Here is a 20,946-nt window from a genome sequence, read left to right as displayed (position 1 = left end):
GGCCAGTCTCGACCGCAGCCGGCAGTCTTGCGGTCCGCCGCCAAACGGAATCCTGATGATGACTTCACATGCAGCACGCGAAGGCGGCTCCCGCATAGATCGACCCCCGCTGAAAAAACGGCTGGCGGATGCTTCGGCACCCTATCTCTACACCGCCCCGGCGCTGATCCTGATCGTCACCGTCATGCTGGTGCCGCTGGTGCTGGGAATTTCCTATGCCTTCCGCGATATCCAGCTGCTCAACCCCTTTTCCGGCGGCTTCATCGGCCTTGATCATTTCAAGGCGCTGTCGCAGGACCAGAATTTCTACCGCGCACTCCGAAACACGCTGTGGTGGACCGGTTGGTCCGTCCTGCTGCAATTCGTCTTCGGCCTCATTCTGGCGCTTCTTCTCGACAAGCCCTTCCATGGCCGCGCCATCGTGCAGGCGCTGGTCTTCCTGCCCTGGGCGGTGCCGAGCTTTCTCGCCGGCCTCAACTGGGCCTGGCTGTTCAATCCCGTCGTCGGGCCGCTGCCGCACTGGATGTTCGCGCTCGGGCTGATGAGCGAGCCGTCCAATATCCTCTCCGACCCGCAGCTTGCCCTCTGGGGACCGATCATCGCCAATGTCTGGTGGGGCATTCCCTTCTTCGCCATCACCCTGCTTGCCGCCCTACAAGCGATCCCGCGCGATCTCTACGAGGCCGCCAGCATCGATGGCGCCGGACCGGTGCAGCGCTTCTTCTCGATCACGCTGCCCTTCCTTGCGCCGACAATCGCCATCACCGTTCTCCTGCGCACCGTATGGATTTCCAATTTCGCCGACCTGATCATCGTCATGACCAATGGCGGTCCGGCAGACCGCAGTCAGATCGTCGCCAGCTATATCTTCACCCAAGCCTTCAAGCGGCTGGATTTCGGCTATGCCTCGGCCATCGCGCTCGTCCTGCTGATGCTTCTGATCACCTATTCCATGCTGATCGTCGTCTTGCGGCAATGGCTGCTGAGCAAGGATTGAGATCATGACCGGCAAACGCATCCTCGCCTTCCTCGCTCATCGGCTGGCCATTTTCGCCTATGTCGTCTTTGCGCTGTTCCCGCTCTACTGGCTGCTGAAAGTCTCGGTGACCCCCAACAAGCTGCTCTATTCCGAAGGCATCCGGATGTGGCCGTCGCGCACCAGCTTCGAGCATTTCGAATTTGTCCTGCGGCACAGCGATTTCCCGGTCTTTTTCAAGAACAGCCTGATCGTCTCCGGCTCGACCGCCGTCATCGTCACGGCCCTTGCCTCGCTTGCCGGCTATGCCCTGTCGCGCTTCGGTTTTCGTGGCAAATACTGGATCGTCGCGCTGATGCTGCTCACCCAGATGTTTCCGCTGGTAATGCTGGTGGCGCCGATCTTCAAGATGCTGTCGCCTCTCGGCCTCACCAACAGCCTGACGGGCCTGATCCTCGTTTACACCGCCTTCAACATTCCCTTCGCCACCTTCCTGATGCAGTCCTTCTTCGACGGCATCCCGAAGGATCTGGAGGAGGCAGCGATGATCGATGGTGCCACCCAGTTCGTCGCCTTCCGCCAGATCATCCTACCCCTGACGCTGCCGGGCATCGCCGCGACGCTCGGCTTCGTCTTCACCGCCGCCTGGAGCGAGCTTCTGTTCTCGCTGATGCTGATTTCCGGCAATGACGCGGCGACCTTCCCGGTCGGGCTCCTGTCCTTCGTGTCGAAATTCTCGGTCGATTTCGGGCAGATGATGGCGGCCGGCGTCCTGGCGCTCATCCCCGCCTGCCTGTTCTTCCTGTTGATCCAACGTTACCTCGTGCAGGGCCTGACGGCCGGCGCCGTGAAAGGCTGATCCCATGGCATCGATCGATATTTCCGCCATCCGCAAATCCTACGGCATCCTGCCGGTGCTGCATGGGATCGACCTGGAGATCAGGGATGGCGAATTCGTCGTCCTGGTCGGCCCGTCGGGCTGCGGAAAGTCCACGCTGTTGCGGATGATCGCCGGACTCGAGGCGGTCACGTCAGGCGAAATCCGCATCGACGGAAAGCGCGTCAACGATCTTGCCCCAAAGGACCGCGACATCGCCATGGTGTTTCAGTCCTATGCGCTCTACCCGCATATGAGCGTGGCGAAGAATATGAGCTACAGCCTGCGCCTCAGGAAGACGCCGGCTGAAAAGATCGCCTCGGTGGTTGCCGGCGCGGCGACGAAGCTCGGCCTCGATCCGCTGATGGAACGGCGGCCGAGGGCTTTGTCGGGCGGCCAGCGCCAGCGCGTCGCCATGGGCCGCGCCATCGTGCGCGAGCCGAAAGCCTTCCTGTTCGACGAGCCGCTCTCCAATCTCGACGCCCGCCTGCGCGAGCAGATGCGCGCCGAGATCAAGAAGCTGCATCAGGATCTCGGTGCCACATCGATCTACGTCACCCATGACCAGATCGAGGCGATGACGCTGGCCGACCGCATCGTCGCCATGCATGGCGGCATCGTCCAGCAGGTCGGCAGCCCGCTGGAACTCTACGACAATCCGGCCAATCTCTTCGTCGCCGGCTTCATCGGCTCCCCGGGCATGAACTTCTTCGAGGGACGCTACATGCGCAGCGGCGAAACGGCCAGTTTCGCGCTCACCGGCGGCGCGGTTCTGCCCCTGCCAAGCACCGCCAACCTGCCGGACGGCAGCCGCGCGACGCTGGGCATCAGGCCGGAACACGTGATTCTGGGAGCCGAGGGGCCGGACGCGATGCTGGCAAAGGTCGATCTGGTGGAGCCCACCGGCTTCGGCATCATCGTCCACCTGACGCTTGGGTCCGTCGCCTTCAAGGCCTTCACGCTGGATCGCCGCTTTCTTGGAATGCAGGGCGAAGTGGCTGTCAGGCTGCCAGTGCCGAACCTGCATTTCTTCGATGAAGCGGGGCGAAAGGTTTAGCGGCGTTCCGCAAGTGCCCAAGTGATCAGAATAGAAACTGAGCTTCGATAGCGGACTTATCGATAACCGACCACACTTGCATGATCTTTCCATCGAGAAACTCGTAGATCACGTTCTCCGCGAACGAAACTCTCCTGCCGTTTATAGGAAGGCCAAGGAACGTTCCCCTTGGCGTACAGTCGAAGCCCAGTCGGCTCGCTACATAGCGTGAATCGGAAACCAGCATTTGAACGTTGAAAGAGAGATCCGGTATTTCGTCGAAATCTCTCTTCAGCATATCGACGTAACCTGACAGCCCGATCCGCCGGTCGTTGTGGATCGCGTCATCATGAACGAACTGCCCCAGCCGCGACCAGTCCTGCTGGTTCAGGCATGCAATGTAGGCGCGATAGATTCCCTCGAGATCGGCTTGAGCCATGGCCATTTTCCCCTTCCTGATACAGGACCGCTGCTGCGAAGCACACTGAGGAAAGCTCTGTGACAAAACCATCCGGACATCGCCGCCAAACAGCGCAATGCTCGCCAACTCAGAGCCAATCCTATTTCAACGCACTATACCGGGCCCGCCGATCAACTACTCTACGCCTCTTCCGCCGGCATCAGCGTGAACAGTTCCTGCGCCCGCTTGACGCCGCGAAGTGCATAGCGGCCGATGGAAACCACTTCGGAATGGCGGGGTGGCGGGGCTGCGGCGACGAACTGCGACGACATGATGACGGTACGATCGACGAAGCGGCACATGGAGGAAATCCGGCTGACCTCGTTGACCGCCGGCCCGATGACGGTGAAATCCAGCCGGTCGCTGGAACCGATATTGCCATAGAAGACATCGCCGATATGAAGGCCGAGATAGACTTCGGTCACCGGCCGGCTTTCCGCAAGCCGGCGCTCGTTCAGCCCCTTCAGCTTCTCCCGGAGGTTCTGTTCGGCCATCAACGAGCGGGCGCAGGCATCCTCCCGCTCCTCGGCCTTGAAGATCGCCAGCGTGCCGTCGCCGATCAGCTTCAGCACATTGCCGCCGGCCTCATGGATGGAGGAAATCACCGCATCGGCGTAGTCGTTGAGGAACGGGATGATTTCGTCCGGCGGCAGATTGTCGGAAATGCGGGTATAATTCTGCAGATCGGAAAACCAGAGGACCGCGGAAATGCGCTCGGCCTTGCCGCGTGAAATGCGTCCCTGCAGCACGCGCCTGGCGGCATCCTCGCCAAGATAGACTTCCGCGATGGTGCGCGAAATCCGCGTCAGCGAGCCGGATTTGACCGCGAGCGCCAGCACCGGCACCAGTTGCCGCAACGCCGCCAGATCCTCATCGCTGAACCCCGTCTCGTCGGTCGTCGTCCAGTGCGAGTAGAAACAGTCCATCTCGCCGATATGGCTGTCCTGGGCGAACCGGTGGATCATCGCGATAAAATCCTTGTGGCCGGAGGCCAGCAGGGTATCGAGGGTAAAGAAGTCGGCCGGGTCGCCGAAGCCGATACGGCGGCGCACCTCGTCCTGGTTGTTCATGCGCAGATGATAGAAGGCCGAACGTTCCCAGTTCTCCGCGGAAACGCCCTCGTTCGAAGGACCATATTCGAAGGCCGTCTTCACCGGCTCGTGGCTGTCCCACTGGAACGCCCGCCCCTCATAGACCGGATGGAGCGTATCTATCAGCGCCAGCCCGCGATCGAGCTTGAGCCCGGCGGCACGGGCGCGCTGGCAAAAACCGTTGACGATATCCATCTCGTCGGTGCCCTTGAGGCCTTGAGTCGTCAACCAGGCCGAAATCTCGCCGATATCGTTTGCGTCCATGTCGGTCTTCCTGGTCTGGGCCGGCGGGCCGGCGTGGCGCCCGATGTCCAATCCGGAACGGACCAGGAAATCCCGACAGTTGCCGGGCATCGTGCGCTTTCGTCCGTGGAACGGACAGGGCTGGAGGGCGGATGTGGGAATGTGACAGCCGAAAGACAAGTCCCGGCACAGGCTTTCTTTATCCTGCCTGTTCACGGAATTATCCATGGCTTTGGCCAGCACTGCCGCCAATTGACTGGTCCGGCTTTTTTTCACCGAACCTCGACACCTAGATCGAGATGATCCTGGTATATTCCTTGAGCGCTGCGCCGTAATTGGCCTGGTACCATTCCATGTCGAGCGGGACCTGTTTCTCCATATTGGCGGGATCGACCGGATTGAGGCGTGCCTGCTCGGCGGAGAGAAGCCGGTCCGCCGCCGGGTTGGCCGGTCCCTGACCCAGCATTTCGAACATGACCACCTGCTTTTCCGGATCCTGCGCCGAGGCGATGAATTTCATCGCGGCCTCCCGGCCGCCCGGATTGCCCTTGATCACGCCCATGGCGCCGGGAGAAATCAGGCCCTGGTCCCAGATGAAGCTGATCGAACCGCCCGAATCCTTCTCGACGAGGCCGGCCCGTGTCGACCAGATCAGCGCCATCGAGACCTCGCCGCTCAACAATAATGACTGGCTTTCCCTGCCGCTGCCCCAATAGGCAAGGACATGCTCCTTGAAGGCGGCGATCTTCCGGTGGGCACGATTGAGATCGAGCGGATAGAGGTCCGCGGGCTCAACGCCATCGGCAAGAAGTGCCGCCTCCCACATGCCGCTGCCCCATTGGTAGAGCGACCGCTTGCCGGGAAATTTTTCCACGTCAAAGAAGTCCGCCATACCGCGCGGCACGCTATCGCCGAACTTGGTGGCGTCATAGGCGATGACATAGGAATAGAAATAGCTGGAGGCGGCGAATTCCCAGCCGAAGCCGGGCCGCATCCTGGACCTGTCGACGACGGAATAGTCGATCGATTCCATGATGCCCCTCTTGCCGAGCGCCTGTGCGGAGAAGGGGTCAATATCGACGATATCCCAGGCCGGCTGGCCGCTCTCGAACTGGGCGGTGACCGCCTCTTCCGTCGGTCCCGATTCGTCCTGGCGGACCGGAATGCCCGTTTCCTCCCGGAAGGGTGCTCCATAGGCCCGGTCATAGGCTGAGCCGGCATCGCCGCCCCAATTGACGAACACAAGCGCGCCCGCACCGGCCCAGGCACGCCCCACACCAAGCGCAAGCGGGCTTGCCGATAAAAGCAGCGCCATATGCGTGAACCGCCGGCGGGAAATCCCCTCCCCGCCATTCGATGCGACGTCCTCCCCCATGACCTCCCCCCTCTATTCTGTATCGATGTCGTCGATCCACCGCCGTCGATCCGGCCGATGGGCTCGCCCCCTCTTTCTCCCGACAGGCCGGGCCAGCGCCCCGACTTGCCAGCGCATGCGCTTTCCCCTTCCCGGCCAGTGCAGCGGAATGCTAGACCGGATTTAGAGCATTGACGAACTCAATTTTGCTGAATGCACGAGAACGGCATGCCGGTATGGGCGGTTCTGATGCGGATATGCGACGGCTACGAAGCGCGGGCGGTCCGCGACGCCGATCGCGGGCTCACGGGTAGAGTGATAAAGGGAACCGAATGACGATCATCGATGATCTCGTCGAGGCGCTCGGCGCGGAAAACGTGCTGACCGGCGACCGGAGGGGCGAGCGCTATCGTAGCGATGCAAGTGCCACCGGCAGGCATCTGCCGCTGGCGGTTTTGCGCCCGACAAGCGCCCATCAGGTCGCGGCCGCGCTTGAAATCTGCGACCGGCACCGCCAACCGGTCGTGCCGCAGGGCGGCCTCACCGGGCTGGCCGGCGGCGCCAATCCGCGAGAAGGCGATATCGCACTTTGCCTGGAAAAACTGTCGGGCATCGAGGAGATCGACAGGGTGGCCGGCACCATGACCGTATTTGCCGGAACACCGCTCGAATTTGCCCAGAAGGCCGCCGAAGACGCCGGTTTTCTGCTGCCGATCGACCTCGGCGCCCGCGGCAGTTGCCAGATCGGCGGCAATCTCTCCACCAATGCCGGCGGCATCCGCGTCATCCGTCACGGCGTCACCCGCGACAATGTTCTGGGCCTGGAAGCGGTGCTGGCCGATGGCACGATCCTGTCGTCGCTCAACCGGATGACCAAGAACAATACCGGCTATGATCTGCGCCAGTTGTTCATCGGATCGGAAGGCACGCTCGGTATCATCACCCGCGCCGTGTTGCGCCTGCGCCCGCTGCCGACCGGCCGGCTGACGGCACTTTGTGGGCTCACCTCCTACGATGACGTGCTGGCGCTCCTGAAATCAGCGAAATCCGGCCTTCCCGGTCTTTCCGCCTTCGAGGCGATGTGGGAAACCTATTTCCGCTTCAATGCCGACGCCCTGAACCTGCGGTTCTTCGAGAAGGATTATCCTTTCGTCGTGATCATCGAACAGGATGGCGTGGGTGAAGACGAGCGGGACCGTTTCGAGAGTTTTCTCGGCACGGCCATCGAGAATAACCTTGTCGCCGACGCACTGCTTGCCCAGTCGGAGAAGGAAAGCCGCGCCTTCTGGTCGGTGCGCGAGGGCCATCTGATGGATCAGCGCCTGCCCGGCCTGATCAATCTGGATATCAGCCTGCCGATCGGCAGGCTCGATGAGTTCGCCCGGCAATGCGAGGCAGTCCTGCTTGCCCGCTTTCCAGCGGCCCATGTCTCCTTTTTCGGCCATATCGGCGACAGCAACCTGCATGTGGCCGTTTGGGTCGACACGCCGGACGAGCACGACACGCACGAGGTCGACGCCATTGCCTATGGACTCGTTCGGAAATTCGACGGATCGATCTCCGCCGAACACGGCATCGGCACGTTGAAACGCGATTTCCTCGACCATTCCCGCAGCCCGGCCGAGATCGACGTCATGCGCCGGATCAAGGCTGCCCTCGACCCGAACCAGATCCTCAATCCGGGGAAGGTATTACCGGCCAAACACCCCTGACCGCCGACGGCTCAGATTGCGCGGCCCGCTAGCGGCATGTGGATGGACCGGAGAATGAAGGTGATCACCTTTGCCGTTTTCCTTCCGTCAAGACTGGAATTGCCGGTCAATCTCGGCGAGGATGGCTCATCCAGAACCGGAATCGGGAGATCGCCATGCTGCCTGTTGCCCGCACAATCCCCTTCACGCTTGCCCTCGCCCTTGCTTTTTCGCCGCTTTCCGCCGTGCTTGCGGCCTCGCCGGAACCGGTCAAGGCCGAGAACGGCATGGTTGTCACCGCCCAGCATTTGGCCTCCGATGTCGGGGTCGATATCCTGAAGAAGGGCGGCAATGCCGTCGATGCGGCGGTTGCGGTCGGCTATGCGCTTGCCGTCGTCTATCCCGTCGCCGGCAATATCGGCGGCGGCGGTTTCATGACCATCCGCCTGAAGGACGGCACGACCAGCTTTCTCGATTTTCGCGAGCGCGCGCCGCTCGCCTCCACCAAGACCATGTATCTCGACGACAAGGGCGGGATCGTCGATGGCCTGAGCACCGACGGATACATGGCCGTCGGGGTTCCCGGCTCCGTGCTCGGCTTCGAGACCGCGCGTGAACGCTACGGCACACTGTCGCGCCAGGAATTGCTGGCGCCGGCGATCCGCTTCGCCAGGGAAGGCTTCACGCTCGAACAGGGCGACGTTGCCTCCCTCGACAATGGCGCGAAGAAGCTGGCGAAAGACAAGGCTGCCGCCGAGATCTTCCTCAAGCCCGACGGCAAGAGCTTCACGATCGGCGAGACGCTGGTGCAGCCGGACCTTGCGGCAAGCCTTGAAAGCATCTCCGAAAAAGGACCCGACGCCTTCTACAAGGGCACTATTGCCGACAATATCGTCAAGGCGAGTGCTGCCACCGGAGGCATTCTGGCCAAGGCCGATTTCGAGCAGTATGCGGTGCGCGAACTGAAACCGGTCGAATGCGATTACCGCGGCTATTCGATCGTCTCCTCGCCGCCGCCCAGTTCTGGCGGCATCATCATCTGCGAGATTCTCAACGTGCTGGAAGGCTATCCGCTCTCTTATCTTGGCTATGGATCGGCCGACACCGTTCATGCCATGGTCGAGGCCATGCGGCATGCCTATGTCGATCGCAACTCCGCGCTCGGCGATCCGGATTTCGTCGAAAATCCCGTCGAAAAGCTGCTGGACAAGGCCTATGCCAAGGACATCCGCGCGAAGATCAATCCTTTCAAGGCCGGCATCTCCAAGGACCTGATGCCTGAGGGCATGGGCGAAAGCACCGAGACGACGCATTATTCGATCATCGACAAGGACGGCAATGCGGTGGCCGTCACCTATACGCTGAACGGCTCCTTCGGCGCCGGCGTCGTGGCGCCGGGAACCGGCATCCTCCTCAACAACGAGATGGACGATTTCACCTCCAAGCCCGGAACGCCCAATCTCTACGGGCTGGTGCAGGGCGAGGCGAACGCGATCGCGCCGAAGAAGACGCCGCTATCATCGATGAGCCCGACGATCGTTTCCAGGGACGGCAAGCCCTTCATGGTGATCGGCAGCCCCGGCGGCGCCCGCATCATCACCATCACGCTGGAGGCGATCATCAATGTCATCGATCACGGCATGGACATACAGGAAGCGATCGACGCACCACGCATCCACCATCAATGGCTGCCCGACAAGGTCTATATGGAACCGTTCGCCCTTTCGGCCGATACGCTGCGGCTCCTGACCGAGATGGGACACAATGTCCAGATCGATGCCGGCTGGCCGATCTGGGGCCAGGCGGCCGGCATCCTCGTCGGCGGCAGGAATCTGGCGGAAATCGAAGAAGGTGGCGGCGCCCGCTACAACGGCGCCATCGACAGCCGCGCCGCAGCCGGCGCGGCAAGGGGATACTGAGTAGACGAGGCGAGCGTGCTCTTCCGGGCGAACAACAGGAAGCCTCGTTGCGTTGCTCTCAGCCATCGGCAGGACGTCGAGCGGCTCTGATAGAGAGGAGATCGCTATAGATCACCAGAGAGTGCCACACTCTCCCTCTTCTCCCCGCCGGGGAGAAGAGCCGAACGCAGTGAGGCGATGAGGGGGTCGGCGAAGCCGCCGGCTAGAAGGAAGGTCCGCCGCCGCTCCTTCACCCCAGAAACCGCTGGACTGCCTCGATCTCGTTCTGACGGATATCATGGCCGCCGGTGTGCCATTCGAGTTCGACCTGCGCCGCCTGCCCGACGAAATAATCGGCAAGGGCCTGCGTCAAGGGTGCCGGGCAGATCGGGTCGCGCTGGCCGGCGGTGATCAATATGCTCTTTCCGGCCAGCGCCGCATTGTCCTTCGGCCGGAAGGGAATGAGCGGGTGCAGGAGCACCGCCTTGTCGAATAGGTCCTTTTCGATCAGCAGATTGGCGAGAATATTGGCGCCGTTGGAAAAACCCAGGCCGAAGATGCCGGAGGCCTCATGTTCAGCGGCCAGCCTGGAAACGAAGCCCGCCATTTTCTCCGTCGCCCGGGCAAGATCGGCCATGTCGTAAACCCCCTCGCCGGTACGCCGGAAAAAGCGCGCCGCGCCCTGTTCGGACACATCGCCGCGCGGCGAGACGATGGTTGCCCGCGGCAGGAGATCGGCGCCGAAATCGAAGAATTGCCGTTCATCTCCGCCGGTCCCGTGAAAAACGAAGAAGATCGGGTTTCCCGCCTCGCCGGCCTTCACGCGGTGGACATAACCATAGTCGCTCATGATGGTCCCTCCGGCGCCGCCGGGCTCCCGCATCTCGGGAAGCCTGCGCCGACAGCGCGCATTGCAGCTAGATGTATCTTTTCTTGGCCGATCGGTAGCCATCAGGCAATGGACGCATCGTCTCTCAATGGTGAACGGAGAATGCCTGTTCGACAAAGCGGCGATCCGGACCGCCAACGAAGCGTCGGGCGCCGAACGAGGCGCATGCGCGAAGTCTGATGGGATACAACCCTCGCTCTAGGTGGCGCGCCACAAAAACCAAGAGTTGACAAACGCCGGAAGCCCCTTTATATGTCCGCCCATCGATAGTTGTTTGACTGATATTTGTTTCTGCCCGCGCTTGGCGCGTCTCTGACGAACTTCCCCCTTCAAAAATCGAGATGAATACCCGCCGTGCGTCGTACGGTGGAGAATAAATGTTGCTATTGAAAGGGTTCGTTATGACCACTGGCACAGTTAAATGGTTCAATTCCACTAAGGGCTTCGGCTTCATTCAGCCTGATGACGGCGGCGCGGACGTTTTCGTCCATATCTCCGCAGTCGAGCGGGCCGGCATGCGCGAAATCGTCGAAGGCCAGAAGATCGGCTACGAGATGGAGCGCGACAACAAGTCGGGCAAGATGTCTGCCTGCCAGCTGCAGGCCGTCTAATCGGATCGTGCCTCTCCGGTGACCACGGATGTACTGGCATCGTTGATGAGGCAAGATCCAATGGAAGGTCAGGCAGCACGCCTGGCCTTTTTTCATTGCCGAACGGCCGCGCGCAAAAACCGCTCGGCGACCTGTCCGGCAAAACCGCTGCGACGAGGATATCAACTTGACCGAGAATAGCACGAAGGCCCGCGACCAGGCGGAATCGGCCTTCAACAGAACACAGACCCAGTTCATGGCCCGCAACCGGGTAATTTCCGAGATCGACACCGTCGCGGCCGAGCGTGAGGCAAAGACCCAAAGGCTGCGCGAACAGCGTCTTGAAAAAGAAGCGCAGACGCCGGCCGCAGTGCCCGCACCGCGCAAACGCGCCAAGCGCTGATTTCACTGAATTACCACCGACTTGTGCATGCCGATGACCGGAAAATGCGCAAAAATCGGCTGTTACCCTGTTTTTTTCGGCATTTCCACTCTATCTTGAGGCGGCGCGACATGCGAAACGGCAGGCGCATTGGCCAGCAACGCGGTTTGCGTGCGCTTACCAAAAACCAACATCCCACGAATAAGGACCACCAAGTTTGAGACACGTCACCGACAATGGTTTCGCCGATCGGCGCAAGGCTGCGGACGAAGCAAAAAAGCAGCTTTTGAAGAAGTTTGCGCAGGCGCCGAAGGCCGATGATCCGGAACTGGCGGCCAAGCTTGCCGAACGACAGGCCAATACGGAAGCCCGGGAAGCGCGCCGCGCCGAGCGCGACCGCCTGAAACAGGAAGAAAACGAACGCCAGCTCGCCGAAGCTGCCGCCCGGACGGCAGCCGCCGAACTGGAAGCCAAGGCCGAAGCTCTCGCCCGCGAGGAAGCGGACCGCGACCGTATCGCCCGCGTGGTCGCCGACGAAGCCGAACGCAAGGCCGAGCGCGACCGCCGTTACGCCGCCCGCAAGGCCCGCCAGCGCTGAGACCTTGCCTGACCGGTTTGCGCTCGTGGCTTTCTGAAGAGCGCCCGCCGCACACCCTACACCATGCCTCATGAAGATCGCCCTTATCGGGCGATCGTTTTTTTTGGCGCAAACGGGACGGCGATAGGTGGAGCGACAGGCGTTCGTTCGCGCGGAACTTGCGGACGAGCGGATCAGGACGCATGTCCCTCTCGTCTTCTCACATTGCCGATAGCGCGAAAATCACGGATTTTGCAGCTAGGTCTCCTTTCTCTGCAAAGACGCCTTTTGCCCCCTCCGGCTCGGCATGCACGATATCTCCTTCGACCGGCAGTATTCTGGCGGTCGTCTCGCCGAGATTAGCGCGCAAATGCAGGCGGGCACCACCTTTCACGCGCCAATCCACCGCCAGAAGACCTCGCTCGGCGACCATCACCCGGCCTTCTGTCTCGCCCTCCCGGGCGCCGGCAAGCAGGGGAATGATGAACCGCTGACGTGTGCGGATGAGGTCTCTCATGAACCCTGTCCATCCGCGGCCTTCCGGGCTCTCCGTTTTTTCCCAGTCGAGCTTAGACTGCGCAAACGTCTCCGGCGCGTTCGGATCGGGCAAGTCTTTCTCCGTTCGTCCGGTCGGCATCCCTCCGAAATTATTCGCCTCGCCGCGCCGGCCCTCGCGTACGGCTCGGGCCAGATCTCCCGTGTAATCCGTGAAGAAGCAAAACGGTCGGGTTTCGCCGAATTCCTCTCCCATGAAGAGCATCGGCATATGCGGCGAAAGCATCGTGATGGTCATCAGGGCCTTCAGCATGTCGGCCGGGATCAGCGAAATCAGCCGGTCGCCGAAGGCGCGGTTGCCGGCCTGGTCGTGATTTTGCAGGAAGCTGACAAGCGACGGGAGACAAGGCGCAGGATGCGCCTCGCCGGCCGGCGGCTTTCCCGGGAAAACATAGCCCTTAGCTAGGGCAAGGGCGAATTTTTCAAGCGGATCCTCTGCAAAGTCGGAATAATAGCCCTTGGTTTCGCCCGTCGCCAGAACATGCGCCGCATGATGATAGTCATCATTCCAGTCGCCGTCATAGAGCCTTTCCTTGCCGGGGCCGGGCTGATGGCGCAGAGCGGTCAGGTTCCTCGGATCCTCGGTGATCAGATGCACATGGCGGTCCGCGAAGCGCGCGCGGATACGACTGGCGATTTCGACGATCACATGTGGATCGCCGCCCTCGTCCAGGATCTGGTCGATCGCATCAAAGCGCAGCCCGTCGAGATGAAATTCGCCGATCCAGTAGAGTGCATTGTCGATAAAGTAGTTTCGAACCGGCTTTTTCTCGAAGGCGATCGCCGCGCCCCAAGGCGTTTCCTTCTCCTGATGGAAGAACTTAGATGCGTAGCGCGGCAGCGCGTTTCCTTCAGGCCCGAAGTGATTGTAGACGACATCGAGAAACACCATCAGGCCGAGACCATGCGCCTCGTCGATCAGGGCTTTCATCTCGTCGGCCGTGCCATAGGCATTGTGGGGCGCATAGTGAAAGACGCCGTCATAGCCCCAGCCCCTAGCACCGCCGAACTGGGCGACGGGCATGATCTCGATGGCGGTGACGCCGATTGCCGCAAGATGGGAAAGCCGCTCGGCTGCCGCGCTGAACGTGCCTTCCGGTGTGAAGGTGCCGATATGAAGCTCATAGATGATCGCCTCGTGCCAGGGACGGCCGCGCCATTCGGCATGTTTCCAGCGATAGGAAAGGGGATCGAGCACCAGCGAGGGGCCGTGAACGTCCCCAGCCAGCCCGCGCGCCGCCGGATCTGGGACCGAGGTGCCATCGCCAAGCACATATTCATAGGCTTGCCCCGGCCGGACATCCTCCATCTCGATCTCGAACCACCCGTCTTCACCTGCGCGCATCGGCACGTCCCGGTCACCGAGCCGGAGAGAAAGAGAACTTTCGCCAGGCGCCCAGAGGCGGAACCGTACGCGGCCGTCGCCGATGAAATGCGCACCCCATGCTTTTCCTGTTTCGCCTGAAATCATCCATCTCGCCCTTCGTTACCGATGCCCGATCCCTGAATTCGACCGTCAACATCGCCATGACGGGAAATGTTCCGCGCTTTCGCTTCGCCGATTCGCGCTTGCCATGCGCAAGCTGTTGAAAATTTTGCCGCTTCGAGCCTTTTGCCGGAACAAAAACGGGCGTGGCACAATTCCTCTGCGCAAGCAGCGAAGCGGGGATTTTCAAACGATGGACGCCAAGGCGAACCAGCACAGGATCGAGGCCGGCCAGTGGCACCAGCTGGGTGCTGTTCCGGACGGCGATGGCACCAATTTCGCTCTGTTTTCCGCCCATGCGGAAAGGGTCGAGCTTTGTCTCTTCGACGAAAGCGGAATGGTGGAGACCGCCCGGATCGAGCTGCCGGAATATACCAATGAAATCTGGCACGGCTATGTGCCCGGCCTGAAGGCGGGCACGCTCTACGGATACCGGGTGCACGGCCCCTATGACCCGCAAAACGGCCATCGGTTCAACGCCAATAAGCTGCTGATCGACCCCTATGCCCGCGAACTGGTTGGCGATGTGACCTGGTCCAAGGCCCATTTCGGCTATGAACTGAACAGCAAAAAGAAGGATCTCTCCTTCAGTAAAACCGACAGCGCGTCAGGCATGCCGAAATGCCGGGTCATCGATCCGCGCAGTTATGACTGGAAAACCGATCGCAGTCCCGCCATTCCCTGGTCGAAGACCATCTTCTACGAAACCCATGTGAAGGGATTTACCCAGCTCCATCCCGCCATACCTGAAAATCTGCGCGGTACGTTCGAAGGGCTCGGCGACAAAGCGATCGTCGAATACCTGAAGAGCCTCGGCATAACCTCGATCGAGCTCCTGCCGATCCATTTCTTTCCCGATGACAGCCATCTGATGGACAAGGGGCTGCACAATTTCTGGGGCTATAACAGTCTCGCCTTTTTCGCCCCGGAAAACCGCTATTACGGGCCGCGCGGCATGAATGGAGTGCGTGACATGGTGCGCGCCCTGCACGATGGCGGCATAGAGGTGATCCTTGACGTGGTCTACAACCACACGGCCGAAGGCAACGAACTCGGCCCGACGCTGTCGTTCAAGGGCATCGACAATTTCTCCTATTATCGCACTCTGCCGGACGACCACCGCTATTATATCAACGATACCGGTACCGGAAACACCGTCAATACCTCCCATCCGCGCGTGTTGCAGCTGATCACCGATTCGCTGCGCTACTGGGTCGAGGAAATGCATGTCGACGGCTTCCGCTTCGATCTCGGCACGATCCTCGGGCGGGAGCCGGAGGGTTTCGACCAGCGCGGCGGCTTCTTCGATGCGGTGACGCAGGACCCGGTGCTCTCGCAGGTCAAGCTTGTCGGCGAGCCCTGGGACATCGGCCCGGGCGGATACCAGGTGGGCGGCTTCCCGCCCGGCTGGGCGGAGTGGAACGACAAATATCGCGACACGGTGCGCGACTACTGGAAGGATACGGACGGCACCGCGCCGGATTTTGCCGCCCGCCTTCTCGGTTCGGGCGATATTTACGACCAGCGCGGGCGCCGGCCCTGGGCGGGCGTCAATTTCATCTCGGCGCATGACGGCTTCACGCTGAACGACCTTGTTTCCTACAACGACAAGCACAACGAGGCGAATGGCGAGGACAACAAGGACGGCCATGGCGACAATCGCAGCTTCAATTATGGCGTGGAAGGCCCGACCGACGACCAGGCCATCAATGCCGTGCGCGACCAGCAAAAGCGCAATTTCCTGGCGACGCTGCTGCTATCTCATGGAACGCCGATGCTACTTGCCGGCGACGAATTCGGAAGAAGCCAGCTTGGCAACAATAACGGCTATTGCCAGGACAACGGGATCAGCTGGGTGCATTGGGAAAACCTGCCGGGCAGCGCCGAGGAACTGCGCGAGTTCGTTCGCAGGCTGACAAGGCTGCGCGCCGAGCAGCCGCTCCTGCGCCGCGAAAGCTGGCGCGACGGCATGAACATCATCTGGCTGAATGCCGGCGGCGGCGAGCAGCAGGAGGAACATTGGCAGGACGGGGGCGGAACCACGATCGGCGTCTGGCTGTCCCGCAAGGATCTGGCGGAGAAGGAAGGCACCTGGTCGGATGTGCTGATGATCTTCAACCCGCATGAAGGCTCGGTGCCCTTCGCCATGCCGCCATCACCATCGTCATCCTGGGCTTGCGCGCTGACGACCGCCATTGAAGACGATGCCACGAACGGCCCCGATGAAACCGGCCTCGTGCACATGCCCGGCCGCAGCCTGGCGCTGTTTCGTCCGCAATAGGATATCTGCAGCCGACAGCGGCGACTGCTCTCTCGCGGTAGCCGCTGTCCTGGTGACATCAAACGATCTTGCTGCGTTTTCGTGGCGTCGATTCGGCGCGATCAGTCTCCAGTGGTGCTGCTATCCGGGGGCTGGCTTCGGCCTCGGTCTGCTGGCTCAACTCGTGCGATGCCTGCAGCCAATGTGCCTCGTGGCTTCCTTCTGGACGTCCGTCGGCCTCCCAAAGTGCATAAGCCCGTTTCCTGATGTCGTCTTCGCTGATATCGGTCATCTGTTTCTCCCTTCGATTGGCCAACGATAACTGCGATGAAAGCGCTTGGTTCCGCCTGCGGCCTTCGGCCAGAGAAAGATCCTCTACACGGCAACCGGGCGACGGCTATAGGCAAATTCAACAGCGAAAATCGCGCTGCCACATTTCGCAAACGAACGCATCAACCGATTCTCAGCGCCATTTTACCCCCGGCTTCTTTGGCGGGCATAAGACATCGCAAATGCGGCCTGCCTGACCGTGTCCTCGAAGTGGAACCAAAGTCGGCCTCCCATCGTTATGGTTGCGCGTCGGCGCCCGCCGATAGACCCCGGGAGTTCACCATGAAAACGATCGTGCTCGTTCTCGCCCTGGCGGCGTCCCCTGCCGCCGCCCAGCAATCCCCCGCCGCCCAGCAATTGAAGGTCGAAGACATGTGCGTGAAGGTGGCAAAGCACCTTCTGATGACCGACACGCTTCACACCGGCGTCGTCCAGTCCTTTCCCGAGCTCAAGCCGCCGGGCGCCCGGCTGACCTATTCCACCCGGGAAGGCGTCGAGAAAAAGGACATGGTCGATACGATCGAATGCCAGTTCGACCAGGCAAAGGCGCCCTTCGGGCTGAAGCGCTTCTGCCTTGCCAGCAGCTGCTATTCCGCCGGCGAGAAAAACGAGGAAAACAAACGCCGCTTCGAGGAAGTGCGCACACTGCTGGAGCGGGAAGGCCTTTAGCTGGCAGTTTCCCCTGTTTAAGGCCGTGCATGCCCGTTGAAGGACGCCTTTCCGTTCAGACGATGCGGCCGCGCGCCACCACCGGCCATGAGCCGGTGATTTCGCCCTTTTCCAATATGGTCACCGCATCGACCATATTGGTCACCACGCAGGCGTGGTTGGGCACGACGTGCAGCCGGTCACCCACCTTCAGATTGATCGGCCCCTCGCTGACGAGGCGGCCATGTTCCTCCGACAACTGGTCGATGGCGATATCGTCGCGGCCGAGCACATGGCCATAGCCGGTGAGGCCCAAAAGGTCCGAGGTCAGCGTCTTCGAGCCGGCATCGATGATGGCGCGATGGGCCGAGGGGACAGACACGACCGTGGCCAGCACGGTCAGCGCGCAATCATCCCAGCCGCAGGCGCCGCGTGTCACCAGCGAGCGATCATTATAGACATAGGTTCCCGGCCGGTATTCGGTCGCCACCGGCGCGTCGGCCGCATCCATCATCGAAGGCGTGCCGCCTGAGGTAATGACCGGCACGTCGATGCCGTCAGCCTCGATCAACGCCTTGGCGCGGGTCATGAAGGCCTGCACGGCGGCGGCACCCTTTGCCGGCGGATAGGTCATCAATCCACCGAAAACCAGTCCCGGCGCAGCCGCGATCCGACGGGCCAGCGCGGCCGCCTCCTCCGGGGTGGCCACGCCGCAGCGATCGGCACCCGTATTGCACTCGACCAGAACCCGCAACGGTGCCGGCTCGGCGACGAAGGCTGAGGACAATCCGGCGATGACGGTCTCGTTATCGGCGACGACGCCAAGCCTCACCTTGCGCGCCAATGCGGTCAGGTGTTCGAGCTTCTCAGCTCCGAGAATATTATAGGTGATCAGCACATCGCGGATGGCACTGCTGCCGGCCACCATCGCCTCGGCCTCCGACACTTTCTGGCAGGTTATGCCGACGGCGCCGGCCGCGAGCTGCATCTCGGCGATCGCCGGGATCTTGTGCGTCTTGATATGCGGCCGGGCTTTCAGCCCATGGGCATCGGCATAATCCTGGAAGCGACTAATATTGCGCCGGGCGATGTCGAGATCGACGATAACGGCGGGTGTGCTCACGGTCTTGAGTGAAATTTCGGCCTTGCTCATGGGATCTCCGCGCTATCGCTTTATCGGCCGGAAAACCCTTGCGCGCCTGCGGCGCAGATTCTTCTCCGGCCAGTTCTTGACAATCTATGCATCCTGGCGCTGTATAGGTCAATCCGGTAAAACAGACACATGTCCGAAATACCGGACAAGACGCCAGAACCGTTCATCAGGGGGAACACCATGAGCCTTTCTCTGCGCATCAGCGCGCTTTCGCTGACCACCGCCTTCCTCATTTCCGCAATGCCGGCCGCCGCCCAGGAGGCGACGAGCAAGCTCGACGAGATCATCGCCCGCGGCCATCTCGTGCTCGGCACCGGCTCCACCAATGCGCCGTGGCACTTCAAGAGCGCCGAAGACAAGCTTCAAGGCTTCGACGTCGACATGGGCCGCATCGTCGCCAAGGCGCTGTTCGGCGATCCCGACAAGATCGAATATGTCAACCAGTCGTCCGATGCGCGCATTCCCAACATCACCACCAACAAGGTGGACCTTACCTGCCAGTTCATGACGGTGACCGGCGAGCGCGCCCAGCAGATCGCCTTCACCATTCCCTATTACCGTGAAGGCGTCGGCCTGATGCTGAAGGCCGGCGGCAGCTATGCCGACTACGATGCGCTGAAGGCCGCCGGTTCGTCCGTCACCGTTGCCGTTCTGCAGAACGTCTATGCCGAGGACATGGTGCATGCCGCCCTGCCGGAAGCGGCCGTCGACCAGTATGAATCGGTCGATCTGATCTATCAGGCGCTCGAATCCGGCCGCGCCGATACGGTTGCCACCGACCAGTCATCGCTTGCCTGGTACATGACCCAGAATCCCGGCCGCTACACGGATGCCGGCCATGGCTGGAACCCGCAGACCTATGCCTGCGGCGTCAAGCGCGGCGACCAGGATTGGCTGAATTTCGTCAACACCGCCCTGCATGAAGCGATGACCGGCGTCGAGTTCGATTTCTACGCGAAATCCTACAAGACCTGGTTCGGCAAGGACCTTGCCCCGCCGCAGATCGGCTTCCCGGTCGAATACAAGTAAGTCGAATACAGTCAAGTCGTTGGGGCGAGGAGCAGCGCTCTTCGCCCTTTCCACCTCCGCGCCAGGATGCTTCCCGGGATACCTCATGGGTTACACACTCAATTTCGCCGCCGTCTGGCGCAGCTTCGACCAGCTTCTGGAAGGACTGGCGCTCAGCCTCGGGCTGGCCTTCGTCTCCATCCTGATCGGTGCGGTCATCGGCCTCCTCGTCGCCTTTGCGCTGATGGCGAAAAGCGGCTGGATCAGCCGCCCGGCAGCCACCTATGTGACGATCATCCGCAACCTGCCGATCCTGGTGCTGGTGCTCTTCGCCTATTTCGCGCTGCCGCAGATGGGCGTACGGCTTGGCAAGATCGAGAGCTTCGTCGCTGTTCTGTCGATCTATTCCGGCGCCTATCTGGCCGAAGTGTTCCGCGCCGGGCTTCTCTCCATCCCGAAGGGACTGACGGAGGCCGGACTCGCCATCGGGCTGACGCCGATGCAGATCCGCGTCTCCATCATCGTGCCGCTGATGCTGCGCAATGTCCTGCCATCGCTGTCATCCACGGTGATCTCGCTGTTCAAGGATACCTCGCTTGCCGCGGCCATTGCCGTGCCGGAGCTGACCTTCGAGGCCCGCAAGATCAATGTCGAGAGCTTCCGGGTGATCGAGACCTGGATCGTTGCCTCCGGTCTCTATGTCGTAACCTGCTCGATTCTCGCGGCCCTGATGCGCGTCGCCGAGCGCCGCCTGGCCGTGCCGAGGTGATGTCATGATGGATTTCTCCGCCTTTCTCGAACAGATCTGGATCGCCCGCTTCGTCATCCTCAAGGGGCTCGGCGTCACGGTGTCGATCTCGGCGCTTGCCATCGTCGCCGGCTCCCTGCTCGGCGTCCTCGTCGGCCTGTCGCTCGTCTATGGCAACCGCGTTCTTCGGTTCCTGGTGCGCGCCTATACGGATTTCATTCGCGGCACGCCGGTCCTGGTGCTGGTTCTCGCCAGCTATTATGTCCTGTCCGGCATCGGCATCGCGCTTGGCCCGTTCCAGGCCGGTGTCCTGGCGCTTGCCGTATTCTGCTCCTCGCATGTCGGCGAGATCGTCCGCGGCGGGCTGCAGGCCATACCGAAAGGTCAGACGGAAGCCGCCAAGGCGATCGGCCTCACCTTCAGCCAGACCTTCGCCTATGTGCTCTGGCCGCAGGCGCTGCGGCAGTTCCTGCCGGCCTGGGTCAATACTGCGGCCGAAATGGTCAAGGCTTCGACGCTGCTGTCCGTCATCGGCGTCACCGAGCTTCTGTTGCGCACGCAGGAAATCATCTCGCGCAACTTCATGAGCCTGCAATTCTATTTCCTCGCGGGCTTTCTCTATTTCGTCGTCAATTACGGCATCGAGCGGTTCGGCAAATATGTCGAGCGCAAGACCGCCGTGCCGTCCTGAGGT

General features: G+C 61.4%; 20 protein-coding genes. 13 read left to right on the top strand and 7 right to left on the bottom strand.

Annotated elements, in window-relative coordinates:
- The first annotated feature begins 58 nt into the window (after window positions 1-58).
- From ASD31_RS16640 to ASD31_RS16630, 3 genes are read left to right on the top strand one after another with little or no spacing between them, the layout of a single operon-like run.
- Window positions 59-997 carry a carbohydrate ABC transporter permease gene (locus ASD31_RS16640; protein ID WP_056337192.1) on the top strand — a complete coding sequence of 313 codons (939 nt, stop codon included), beginning with the start codon at window positions 59-61 and terminating at the stop codon, window positions 995-997.
- A gap of 4 nt (window positions 998-1,001) precedes the next feature.
- Window positions 1,002-1,835, top strand: coding sequence for a carbohydrate ABC transporter permease (locus ASD31_RS16635; RefSeq protein WP_056336117.1), 834 nt, complete (start codon window positions 1,002-1,004; stop codon window positions 1,833-1,835).
- A 4-nt stretch (window positions 1,836-1,839) separates the two neighbouring features.
- A complete protein-coding gene (locus ASD31_RS16630; RefSeq protein WP_056336113.1) occupies window positions 1,840-2,910 on the top strand; it encodes an ABC transporter ATP-binding protein in 1,071 nt (356 codons plus the stop codon).
- 25 nt (window positions 2,911-2,935) lie between these two features.
- On the opposite strand, the gene ASD31_RS16625 is transcribed toward ASD31_RS16630, so the two are convergent.
- The 3 genes from ASD31_RS16625 to ASD31_RS16615 form a co-directional block, all read right to left on the bottom strand.
- A complete protein-coding gene (locus ASD31_RS16625; protein WP_056337188.1) occupies window positions 2,936-3,328 on the bottom strand; it encodes an ester cyclase in 393 nt (130 codons plus the stop codon).
- Window positions 3,329-3,489: 161 nt separating this feature from the next.
- Window positions 3,490-4,704, bottom strand: a complete 1,215-nt coding sequence (locus ASD31_RS16620; protein WP_056337186.1) for an adenylate/guanylate cyclase domain-containing protein — start codon at window positions 4,702-4,704, stop codon at window positions 3,490-3,492.
- A 268-nt stretch (window positions 4,705-4,972) separates the two neighbouring features.
- Window positions 4,973-6,058 (bottom strand): ABC transporter substrate-binding protein, encoded by a 1,086-nt coding sequence (locus tag ASD31_RS16615; protein WP_056336110.1) that lies wholly within the window; start codon window positions 6,056-6,058, stop codon window positions 4,973-4,975.
- Between the two features lie 311 nt (window positions 6,059-6,369).
- Between ASD31_RS16615 and ASD31_RS16610 the strand changes: the two genes are divergently transcribed.
- Both ASD31_RS16610 and ggt read left to right on the top strand, forming a co-directional pair.
- Window positions 6,370-7,749 carry an FAD-binding oxidoreductase gene (locus tag ASD31_RS16610; protein WP_056336107.1) on the top strand — a complete coding sequence of 460 codons (1,380 nt, stop codon included), beginning with the start codon at window positions 6,370-6,372 and terminating at the stop codon, window positions 7,747-7,749.
- 155 nt (window positions 7,750-7,904) lie between these two features.
- Window positions 7,905-9,647: a gamma-glutamyltransferase gene (gene ggt, locus ASD31_RS16605; RefSeq protein WP_156392693.1), complete on the top strand. Its 1,743-nt coding sequence runs from the start codon at window positions 7,905-7,907 to the stop codon at window positions 9,645-9,647.
- A gap of 229 nt (window positions 9,648-9,876) precedes the next feature.
- Here the strand turns inward: ggt and ASD31_RS16600 are convergent, their stop codons facing one another.
- Window positions 9,877-10,476, bottom strand: coding sequence for an alpha/beta hydrolase (locus ASD31_RS16600; protein WP_056337181.1), 600 nt, complete (start codon window positions 10,474-10,476; stop codon window positions 9,877-9,879).
- 440 nt (window positions 10,477-10,916) lie between these two features.
- On the opposite strand from ASD31_RS16600, the gene ASD31_RS16595 reads away from it, so the two are divergent.
- The 3 genes from ASD31_RS16595 (at window position 10,917) to ASD31_RS16585 (ending at window position 12,085) form a co-directional block, all read left to right on the top strand.
- Window positions 10,917-11,126, top strand: a complete 210-nt coding sequence (locus ASD31_RS16595; RefSeq protein ID WP_056336104.1) for a cold-shock protein — start codon at window positions 10,917-10,919, stop codon at window positions 11,124-11,126.
- A gap of 166 nt (window positions 11,127-11,292) precedes the next feature.
- On the top strand, window positions 11,293-11,508 hold the full coding sequence (locus ASD31_RS16590; RefSeq protein WP_056336101.1) for a hypothetical protein: 216 nt from the start codon (window positions 11,293-11,295) through the stop codon (window positions 11,506-11,508).
- Window positions 11,509-11,704: 196 nt separating this feature from the next.
- Entirely contained in the window at window positions 11,705-12,085 is a 381-nt protein-coding gene (locus tag ASD31_RS16585; protein WP_056336098.1) for a DUF6481 family protein, read from the top strand.
- Between the two features lie 199 nt (window positions 12,086-12,284).
- Here the strand turns inward: ASD31_RS16585 and treZ are convergent, their stop codons facing one another.
- Window positions 12,285-14,090, bottom strand: coding sequence for a malto-oligosyltrehalose trehalohydrolase (gene treZ, locus ASD31_RS16580; RefSeq protein ID WP_056336095.1), 1,806 nt, complete (start codon window positions 14,088-14,090; stop codon window positions 12,285-12,287).
- A gap of 208 nt (window positions 14,091-14,298) precedes the next feature.
- Here treZ and glgX point away from each other — a divergent pair, with 208 nt between their 5' ends.
- Window positions 14,299-16,386, top strand: coding sequence for a glycogen debranching protein GlgX (gene glgX / locus ASD31_RS16575; RefSeq protein WP_056336092.1), 2,088 nt, complete (start codon window positions 14,299-14,301; stop codon window positions 16,384-16,386).
- Between the two features lie 58 nt (window positions 16,387-16,444).
- On the opposite strand, the gene ASD31_RS16570 is transcribed toward glgX, so the two are convergent.
- Window positions 16,445-16,657, bottom strand: coding sequence for a DUF2934 domain-containing protein (locus tag ASD31_RS16570; RefSeq protein WP_056336090.1), 213 nt, complete (start codon window positions 16,655-16,657; stop codon window positions 16,445-16,447).
- 320 nt (window positions 16,658-16,977) lie between these two features.
- On the opposite strand from ASD31_RS16570, the gene ASD31_RS16565 reads away from it, so the two are divergent.
- The gene (locus tag ASD31_RS16565; protein WP_056336087.1) at window positions 16,978-17,364 is read left to right on the top strand and encodes a hypothetical protein; all 387 of its coding nucleotides are present in this window, start codon (window positions 16,978-16,980) and stop codon (window positions 17,362-17,364) included.
- Window positions 17,365-17,419: 55 nt separating this feature from the next.
- Here ASD31_RS16565 and ASD31_RS16560 read toward each other — a convergent pair whose 3' ends face one another.
- Window positions 17,420-18,496 carry a D-TA family PLP-dependent enzyme gene (locus ASD31_RS16560; RefSeq protein ID WP_056336084.1) on the bottom strand — a complete coding sequence of 359 codons (1,077 nt, stop codon included), beginning with the start codon at window positions 18,494-18,496 and terminating at the stop codon, window positions 17,420-17,422.
- A 180-nt stretch (window positions 18,497-18,676) separates the two neighbouring features.
- On the opposite strand from ASD31_RS16560, the gene ASD31_RS16555 reads away from it, so the two are divergent.
- The 3 genes from ASD31_RS16555 (at window position 18,677) to ASD31_RS16545 (ending at window position 20,943) form a co-directional block, all read left to right on the top strand.
- Window positions 18,677-19,525 carry a transporter substrate-binding domain-containing protein gene (locus ASD31_RS16555; protein WP_056336081.1) on the top strand — a complete coding sequence of 283 codons (849 nt, stop codon included), beginning with the start codon at window positions 18,677-18,679 and terminating at the stop codon, window positions 19,523-19,525.
- 85 nt (window positions 19,526-19,610) lie between these two features.
- On the top strand, window positions 19,611-20,273 hold the full coding sequence (locus ASD31_RS16550; RefSeq protein WP_056336079.1) for an amino acid ABC transporter permease: 663 nt from the start codon (window positions 19,611-19,613) through the stop codon (window positions 20,271-20,273).
- A 4-nt stretch (window positions 20,274-20,277) separates the two neighbouring features.
- The gene (locus ASD31_RS16545) at window positions 20,278-20,943 is read left to right on the top strand and encodes an amino acid ABC transporter permease (protein WP_056336076.1); all 666 of its coding nucleotides are present in this window, start codon (window positions 20,278-20,280) and stop codon (window positions 20,941-20,943) included.
- Window positions 20,944-20,946: the final 3 nt, after the last annotated feature.

The organism is Rhizobium sp. Root482 (assembly GCF_001426565.1).
GTDB lineage: Bacteria > Pseudomonadota > Alphaproteobacteria > Rhizobiales > Rhizobiaceae > Pararhizobium.
Note: the sequence above shows the minus strand (reverse complement) of the source record. Positions and strands in the feature narration are given on the sequence as shown.

What these genes read in the sequence shown, in the direction of transcription:
- treZ (WP_056336095.1), bottom strand. Translation starts at nt 14,090, where the DNA reads ATGATTTCAGGCGAAACAGGAAAAGCATGGGGTGCGCATTTCATCGGC.
- ASD31_RS16625 (WP_056337188.1), bottom strand. Translation starts at nt 3,328, where the DNA reads ATGGCTCAAGCCGATCTCGAGGGAATCTATCGCGCCTACATTGCATGC.
- ASD31_RS16610 (WP_056336107.1), top strand. Translation starts at nt 6,370, where the DNA reads ATGACGATCATCGATGATCTCGTCGAGGCGCTCGGCGCGGAAAACGTG.
- ASD31_RS16640 (WP_056337192.1), top strand. Translation starts at nt 59, where the DNA reads ATGACTTCACATGCAGCACGCGAAGGCGGCTCCCGCATAGATCGACCC.
- ASD31_RS16595 (WP_056336104.1), top strand. Translation starts at nt 10,917, where the DNA reads ATGACCACTGGCACAGTTAAATGGTTCAATTCCACTAAGGGCTTCGGC.
- ASD31_RS16615 (WP_056336110.1), bottom strand. Translation starts at nt 6,058, where the DNA reads ATGGGGGAGGACGTCGCATCGAATGGCGGGGAGGGGATTTCCCGCCGG.
- ASD31_RS16545 (WP_056336076.1), top strand. Translation starts at nt 20,278, where the DNA reads ATGATGGATTTCTCCGCCTTTCTCGAACAGATCTGGATCGCCCGCTTC.
- ASD31_RS16630 (WP_056336113.1), top strand. Translation starts at nt 1,840, where the DNA reads ATGGCATCGATCGATATTTCCGCCATCCGCAAATCCTACGGCATCCTG.
- ASD31_RS16600 (WP_056337181.1), bottom strand. Translation starts at nt 10,476, where the DNA reads ATGAGCGACTATGGTTATGTCCACCGCGTGAAGGCCGGCGAGGCGGGA.
- ASD31_RS16555 (WP_056336081.1), top strand. Translation starts at nt 18,677, where the DNA reads ATGAGCCTTTCTCTGCGCATCAGCGCGCTTTCGCTGACCACCGCCTTC.
- ASD31_RS16550 (WP_056336079.1), top strand. Translation starts at nt 19,611, where the DNA reads ATGGGTTACACACTCAATTTCGCCGCCGTCTGGCGCAGCTTCGACCAG.
- ggt (WP_156392693.1), top strand. Translation starts at nt 7,905, where the DNA reads ATGCTGCCTGTTGCCCGCACAATCCCCTTCACGCTTGCCCTCGCCCTT.
- ASD31_RS16560 (WP_056336084.1), bottom strand. Translation starts at nt 18,496, where the DNA reads ATGAGCAAGGCCGAAATTTCACTCAAGACCGTGAGCACACCCGCCGTT.
- ASD31_RS16570 (WP_056336090.1), bottom strand. Translation starts at nt 16,657, where the DNA reads ATGACCGATATCAGCGAAGACGACATCAGGAAACGGGCTTATGCACTT.
- ASD31_RS16620 (WP_056337186.1), bottom strand. Translation starts at nt 4,704, where the DNA reads ATGGACGCAAACGATATCGGCGAGATTTCGGCCTGGTTGACGACTCAA.
- ASD31_RS16565 (WP_056336087.1), top strand. Translation starts at nt 16,978, where the DNA reads ATGAAAACGATCGTGCTCGTTCTCGCCCTGGCGGCGTCCCCTGCCGCC.
- glgX (WP_056336092.1), top strand. Translation starts at nt 14,299, where the DNA reads ATGGACGCCAAGGCGAACCAGCACAGGATCGAGGCCGGCCAGTGGCAC.
- ASD31_RS16635 (WP_056336117.1), top strand. Translation starts at nt 1,002, where the DNA reads ATGACCGGCAAACGCATCCTCGCCTTCCTCGCTCATCGGCTGGCCATT.